This is a genomic window from Streptomyces sp. MnatMP-M17 (assembly GCF_900091995.1).
Classification (GTDB): Bacteria; Actinomycetota; Actinomycetes; order Streptomycetales; family Streptomycetaceae; genus Streptomyces.
Map to the genome: position 1 here is coordinate 1 of NZ_FMDK01000753.1, position 7298 is coordinate 7298.

At 69.7% G+C, this 7298-nt stretch carries 5 protein-coding genes; 2 read left to right on the forward strand and 3 right to left on the reverse strand.

Translation table 11 applies throughout. The features are described 5' to 3' along the window. On the reverse strand, positions 1 to 918 hold a 918-nt coding region (locus GA0115259_RS29825; protein WP_161230496.1), incomplete at its 3' end, for an AAA family ATPase. Between the two features lie 674 nt (positions 919 to 1592). Here GA0115259_RS29825 and GA0115259_RS29830 point away from each other — a divergent pair. Next, complete coding sequence (locus GA0115259_RS29830; protein ID WP_093602788.1) at positions 1593 to 3689, forward strand: phosphocholine-specific phospholipase C; 2097 nt, start codon at positions 1593 to 1595, stop codon at positions 3687 to 3689. 69 nt (positions 3690 to 3758) lie between these two features. Here the strand turns inward: GA0115259_RS29830 and GA0115259_RS29835 are convergent, their stop codons facing one another. Next, positions 3759 to 5606: a glycoside hydrolase family 13 protein gene (locus GA0115259_RS29835; protein WP_093602790.1), complete on the reverse strand. Its 1848-nt coding sequence runs from the start codon at positions 5604 to 5606 to the stop codon at positions 3759 to 3761. A 71-nt stretch (positions 5607 to 5677) separates the two neighbouring features. Continuing rightward, complete coding sequence (locus GA0115259_RS29840) at positions 5678 to 5968, reverse strand: hypothetical protein (RefSeq protein WP_093602792.1); 291 nt, start codon at positions 5966 to 5968, stop codon at positions 5678 to 5680. Positions 5969 to 6895: 927 nt separating this feature from the next. Between GA0115259_RS29840 and GA0115259_RS29845 the strand changes: the two genes are divergently transcribed. Continuing rightward, positions 6896 to 7298: alpha-lytic protease prodomain-containing protein (locus tag GA0115259_RS29845; RefSeq protein WP_176732697.1), on the forward strand; the 403-nt coding region annotated here is incomplete at its 3' end.

A 7298-nucleotide genomic window follows, 5' to 3' on the forward strand; every position in this document is an offset into this window, starting at 1 on the left:
GTCGGGCGTCGCGCCGCCGTCCAGCAGGGCGACCGCCCGCAGCACCGCCGGGGCGTCGGCGGACGTACGGCGCAGACCGACCCGCGCCCAGCGGGTGACCACTTCCGCGGTGGCGTCCGGCAGCAGCCCGACCGTCTCCGGGTCTGGCACCGGCCGCGTCCGGCCGAGGTGCGCGGCGAGCACCGACAGGAGCAGCGGATTGCCCCGGGTCTCGGCCTCGCAGGCCGCCACGAAGGAGTCACAGGGCCGCTCGGACAGCGCCCCGGCGAGCCACGCGGCGACGCCGGCACCGCTCAGCGGGGTCAGCCGGAGGTCGTCGGAGCAGGTGAACAGCAACTCCTCCAGCAGCTCAGGGGTGTCGCCCTCGGCTCCGAGGCACCGGGTCGCCAGGAGCATCACGGGCAGCGAGCCAGCCCGCTCGGCGAGCGTGGTCAGCCAGCGCAGCGACGGCTCGTCCGCCCACTGCACGTCGTCCACCGCGATGAGAGCCGCCTGTCCGGGACAGTGCGGGATCGCCGCGCTCAGCAGCATGTGGAGGGCGTCCAGGTCCCGCAGCAGGCCGGCGGGCGGCGGGGGGATATCCCGCGCCGCGGGGCAGAGCAGAGCCGCCGCCGTAGGGACGTCGGCGAGGATGCGGGCCTTCGCCTCGTCGCCGAGCCGGTTCAGCGCGGCGAGGAACAGACGTCGCGTCAGCCCGAAGGGCAGGCCCCGCTCGCTGTGGCTGCCGCGGACCCGCAGGACCAGCAGGCCGCGCCGTTCGGCGTCGTCCGCAGCCGCGTCGGCCAACGCGCTGCGGCCCATGCCGGACTCACCGGAGACCACCAGGAAGCTGCCGGAGCCGGCGGCGGCGGACGCCAACCCCTCGCCGATACGCCGCAGTTCCTGCTCGCGGTCGAAGAGAGACGCGGTGGCTCTCATCGCCTCCTCCCGACGCCCGACGACGGGGGAATGGCTACGGCGGCTGTGCATAAGGCGATGCGAAAAATCATGACACTTGCCCCATGTTCTCCGAGCGCATTTCCGAGCGGCAAACGGCAGACCATTCCCGAACAGCGGCAGGTCAAACCCTCGACTACTCAGGGCCCCGGCGTTCTCCCCTGGAGGAATGCGGTTGACGACCAAAATTCAATCAGCCCGGAGGGAGAAAACGCTGAACAAAACTGGCGGATCCTTGCCTGATCCCCCAGTGCACGCCGTTCGGTCGCCCGCGCACCGGCCTCACCGCCCCCGGGGCTACGGCGTACCGCGCCCGGGCGGCCGGCGGTGGGGCGGCCGGCCCCCCCTTCTCCCGAGCGGGCCGCCTGCCGGGGGCCTCGGCCGTTCAGGTGCGTGGGGCGTGGGCGTTCGGGGCGGGGCGTGCCGGGCGCCGACGACTCACCTGCGACGATCACTTACGGGACAACGCTTGGCCCTGGCGCACACGACCGTGCCAAGCGTTTTTCGCCGGGGCCGCTGTTCGTGTCGTGTACCGCGTGGCGTCGGGTCGGCGATACCGGGCATTCCTCCTTGATGGATGACCTTGAGAGCCTCCTTCCGCTTCCTTCCGCACGCTCCGTTCCGTATATCTCCGAAGAGACAGGGTCCCCACACTCATGCCCGAACTCAACCGGCGCCGGTTCCTTCAGATCGCCGGCGCGACCGCAGGCTTCTCCGCACTGTCCGAGAGCATCGCCCGCGCCGCCGCCATTCCGGCCGGGCGGCGGTCCGGCACCATCCAGGATGTCGACCACATCGTCGTACTGATGCAGGAGAACCGTTCCTTCGACCACTACTTCGGTTCGCTCAAGGGCGTACGCGGATTCGGCGACCCGCGGCCGGTGACACCGGTCGGCGGGCGGTCGGTCTGGCATCAGTCGGACGGCACGAAGGACATCCTGCCGTACCATCCGGACGCCGAGGATCTCGGTATGCAGTTCATCGCCGGGCTCGACCACGACTGGGCGGGCGGTCACCAGGCGTGGAACCAGGGCCGTTACGACCAGTGGATCCCGGCCAAGTCCCCGGGGACGATGGCGTATCTGAAGCGTGCGGACATTCCGTTCCACTACGCGCTCGCCGACGCCTTCACCGTGTGCGACGCGTACCACTGCTCGTTCATCGGGGCCACCGATCCCAACCGCTACTACATGTGGACCGGCCACACAGGCAATGACGGCAAGGGCGGCGGGCCCGTCCTCGGCAACGACGAGCTGGGATACGGCTGGACAACCTATCCCGAGCGGCTCGAAGAGGCCGGTGTCTCCTGGAAGATCTACCAGGACACGGGCGACGGGCTCGACGCCGCCGGTGGCTGGGGCTGGATAGACGACGCCTACCGCGGCAACTACGGCGACAACTCGCTCCTCTACTTCAACAACTACCGCAACGCCAAGCCCGGCGACGCGCTGTACGAGAAGGCGCGTACGGGCACGGACGCGAAGAACGGAGACGGCTTCTTCGACATCCTCAAGTCCGATGTGAAGGCCGGGAAGCTGCCGCGAATCTCCTGGATCGCCGCGCCCGAGGCCTTCTCCGAGCACCCCAACTGGCCCGCGAACTACGGCGCCTGGTACATCTCGCAGGTGCTGGACGCGCTCACCTCCAACCCCGAGGTGTGGAGCAGGACAGCACTCTTCATCACCTACGACGAGAACGACGGCTACTTCGACCATGTCGTACCGCCCTATCCGCCGGCCTCCGCCGCGCAGGGCGCCTCCACCGTCGACACCGCGCTCGACCACTTCCCGGGCGACAGCCGCCATGCCGCCGGGCCGTACGGTCTGGGCCAGCGGGTGCCCATGCTGGTCGTCTCGCCCTGGAGCACCGGCGGTTATGTCTGCTCGGAGGTCTTCGACCACACCTCGATCCTCCGGTTCATGGAGCGCCGTTTCGGCGTGCGCGAGCCGAATATCTCGCCCTGGCGGCGTGCCATTTGCGGTGATCTGACCTCCGCCTTCGACTTCGGCCTCAAGGACACGAGGCCCGCCTCCCTGCCGGACACCGACGCGTACGAGCCGACGGACCACGAGCGGCACCCGAGCTACCGGCCGGTGCCGCCCGACCGCGCCGTCCTGCCCAAGCAGGAGAAGGGCTCAAGGCCCACGCGCCCGCTGCCGTACGCGCCGTTCGTGGACGGCGCCTCGACCCCGTCGACCGGGCGTTTCACGCTCACCTTCAGCGGTGGCGCCTCGGCGGGCGCGTCCTTCACCGTGACATCGGCGAACCGTACCGACGGCCCGTGGACCTACACCACCGGCGCCGGGCAGCAGCTCTCCGACACATGGAACACGGCGTATTCGAACGGTGCGTACGACCTGTCGGTGTTCGGGCCCAACGGCTTTCTCCGTACGTTCCAGGGCTCCGGCACCACCGCGGGCCCGGAAGTGACCGCCCGCCATGAGGCCCACGAGGCCCATGGACACAGGAGCTCGGGCAAGGACTCCGGCGCCGCGCGTGTGGTGCTGACACTGACGAACGCGAGCAAAACCGACCGTCGTCTGACGATCACCAACGCGTACGGCGGCAAGAGCGTGACCGTCAAGGTGCCGGCGGGCGGACGTGTCGTACACCCGGTGGAGCTGGACGGCACCAAGCGCTGGTACGACCTGACGGTGGTGTCCGACAAGGACAAGGGCTTCCTGCGCCGACTGGCCGGACATGTCGAGAACGGCACGCCCGGTGTGAGCGATCCGGCGATCATCACCGGCTGACACACCACGGCGAACGGGCCGCTCGTACGAGGTACGGGCGGCCCCTGGCCGGCGGCCCCGGCCGTCTCGTCAGCCCGCTACGGCGCTCGCGCTCAGCCAGACCGCCGTATCCGGTGGCAGCAGTCGGCCGGTCGTCCCGTCACCGGCCAACTCGTCGCTGGCGAGCAGCAGTTCGGAGCCGGCCGGCAGCGGCAGCGGCTCGTCGGAGAGATTGACACGGCACTCCAGGCCCGTGTTCCCGCTCTCATCACCGCCCGCGCTTCCGCCCTTGCGGAAGGCCAGTTCGCCCGGCGCCGACTGCAGCCACACGAAGCTCTCGTCCCCGAGGTGGCGGCGGCGCAGGCGCAGCGCCGTACGGTACAGCTCCAGAAAGGAGCCCGGAGCGCCGGTCTGGGCCTCGACCGAGCGCTCGCCCCATCCCTCGGGCTGAGGCAGCCAGCTGCCGCCGGGCCCGAAGCCGTACGACGATCCCGTCCTGGTCCACGGCAGCGGCACCCGGCAGCCGTCGCGGCCCTTCACGGCGTGTCCCGTCCGCTCCCACATCGGATCGCGCAGCGCGTCCGCGGGCAGATCGGCCACCTCGGGCAGGCCCAGTTCCTCGCCCTGGTAGAGATACGTCGTACCGGGCAGCGCCAGCGTCAGCAGCGCGGCGGCCCTGGCCCGCCTGCGGCCACGGTTCTCGTCGGGCGCGGGCTCCCGGCCGCCGGTCATCAGCCAGCCGCGGAGATCGGTGCCCTCGGGCACGCCGTACCGGGTGCGGTGGCGCACCACATCATGGTTGGACAGCACCCAGGTCGGCAGGGCTCCGTTGGCCGCCGCGCCGGTGAGCGAGGTGTCGATCACCTCACGGAACGAGCCCGCGTTCCACGGACAGCGCAGATAGAAGAAGTTGAAGGCCTGGTGGAGTTCGTCGGGCCGGGTGTAGAGCGGCAGTCTGGCGGCGCTGACGCCTGCCTCGGCGACCATGATCCGTGGCGGCGCGTAGGAGTCGGTGATCTTCCGCCACTGACGGTAGATCTCATGGACCTCGTCACGGTCCCAGAACGGGTGGTTCTCGCCGCTGGGCGGGGAGTTGAGGGACGCCGAGTCACCGCCGTGGGTGTTGCGCAGCGGCGGGACGAGGTCCTTGCGCAGCCCGTGCGCCACATCGATACGGAAGCCGTCGACGCCCAGATCGAGCCAGAACCGCAGGATGGCTTCGAACTCGGCGGCGACCTCGGGATTCTCCCAGTTCAGATCGGGCTGTGCGGCAGCGAAGATATGCATGTACCACTGGCCGTCCGGAACCCGTGTCCAGGCCGCGCCGCCGAACTTGGACTGCCAGTCGGCGGGCGGCTCCGCGCCGTCGGGACCGGTTCCGTCCCGGAAGATGAAACGGTCGCGCGCGGCGGAGCCGGGCGGCGACGCGAGGGCCTCGGTGAACCACGGGTGCTGGTCGGAGCAGTGGTTGGGCACGATGTCGACGATGGTACGGAGACCGAGCGACCTGGCCCGGCCGAGCAGCGCGCGGAAGTCGTCCAGAGTGCCGTGGCGCGGATCGACCTCCCGGTAGTCGGCGACGTCATAGCCGCCGTCGGCCAGCGGGGAGCGGTAGAACGGCGTGAGCCAGACGGCGTCCGCGCCGAGCTCCGCCACATGACCGAGCCGGTCGGTGATCCCGCGGAGGTCGCCCATTCCGTCGCCGTCGGAGTCGGCGAAGCTCGGGACGTAGACCTGGTAGACGACGGACTCCCGCCACCAGTCGCGGTCGCCGCCGCCGATGCGGGTGCGGGCGCGGGTGCCGGTGCGGGCGCCGGTGCCGCTGGTGTCATCGCTACGGGTGCCGCTGCCGTCCGGGAACGCGTGCTGAGTCACTGATACCTCTCGTGCCGGGATAGGAGGGCGCTGGGCCGACTGCCATGGTGCCGGTGCGATCATCCCTTGACCGCACCGGATGGGTCAGCCCGGGCCGTCATCGGCCGAGGTAGCGGTACCGGTGGATGTGATCGTTACCGAGTGGTCCTTGAGCGGAGTTCCGTCGTCCGCGGGCGCAACGAGCGCAGCGCCAGCAGCAGCACGCCGATGTCGTCGACGAGGACCGGATCGGGCAGCAGATCGACCGGGAGCAGCAGATAGCCGACCGCCGCCCAGAACACCCAGCCGTTCTCGACCGGCAGGCCGGCCCGGCGCAGGGCGCGACGGGCCCGTACGAGCCGGACGACCAGGGCGATCGCGATGCCCAGAGTCAGCGCGACCAGGAGGACGGCCACGGCGATGAGGATCTTCAGTTCGCTGCTCATGGCGGACTCCTCGTTCGAGGTCGTAGGGCGAAGTCGTACGGCGAGGTCGTAGGGCCGGATCGTCGGACGAGGCGGTCGGGCGGGCTGCTCACGCAAGGCTGCTGCTACCCGAGTACCCCGGGCGCGGGCCCGGCACCCGGAGGTCTCACCCGTACGGTCCCTCCGCCACGACCCTCTACCCACCAGCCCGACCAGTCGGTATGTTTCCGTGAGCCGGAACGGGATTGCCGGATGCAACGCGGTGGGAGGCCTCATCCGCCGGCCCATCCGGAGCACACGTCACTGACGTCCCGCAAGACCGCCCCATCGGTCGAATCCAAGTGCCACGCCGCGCTGTTCCACCTCCGGACGCCCGGCCTCCGCTCATATTCGGCCATGATCAACACGAGCACATTTGGGGAGTACGCCGCACAAACGGGCGAGCCGACCTCCGGGACGCGGGTAGAACTTCCGCCGCTCCGACACCTTCCGGCCATCACATACCGCACTTTCCGAACCCGCTGCGTCATACATCCACCACCCACGGTGAAGCATGTGTGATTGTGACGACCTGGCCATGTGGCCGAATGGCGCTCTCAGCCGATTCTCATGCTGACCGTGCGTTCTGACGGTCATTCACCGGCCACACTCCCGTCAGCACGGGCTTTGCAGCAATTAACTGACGGGTGACACGGCCGGTCGGCGGACCTCGCCAACACGCCTTCGCGTAGCCGGACTTCAGGCCCGCTCCAGACGCGCGTCCGGTCGCGGCAGCCGTTCTTCGCCCGTCGGTCCAGAAGTGGGCCTTGCTCAAAGTCCAAACGGAGTCAACGATTCAGTCGTGCGATTGACAGGTTCACGGCCAAAACCGAATGGCGGTGGACGGTCGCACCACAGCGGCCCGCTTACCCAACGGACCGCGAGTTTCCCCCACCTATGGAGGATGTTGTGACCATCAAGCGCTTTTCCCCCCTCGGCGCGGTATCCGGACGCGTACGGCTCCTCGCCGTCGCCTCAGGTCTGGTGACCGCTGTCGCGCTTGCGGCCCCGACTGCCATCGCGGCGCCCGAGCCGGCCCCCGCCAAGGCCACCGCGGCCCAGCTCGCCGACGCCAGCACCGCCATCCGCGGCGCCGACATCGCCGGTACGGCCTGGTACACGGACAAGGCCTCCGGCAAGGTCGTCGTCACCGTCGACAGCACGGTCTCGGCCACGGAGATAGCCGAGATCAAGAACTCCGTGGGTGACACCGCGGTCACGATCAAGCACACCCCCGGCAAGTTCAACAAGCTCATCGCCGGCGGCGAGGCCATCACCACCGGCGGCAGCCGCTGCTCCCCCGGCTTCAAAG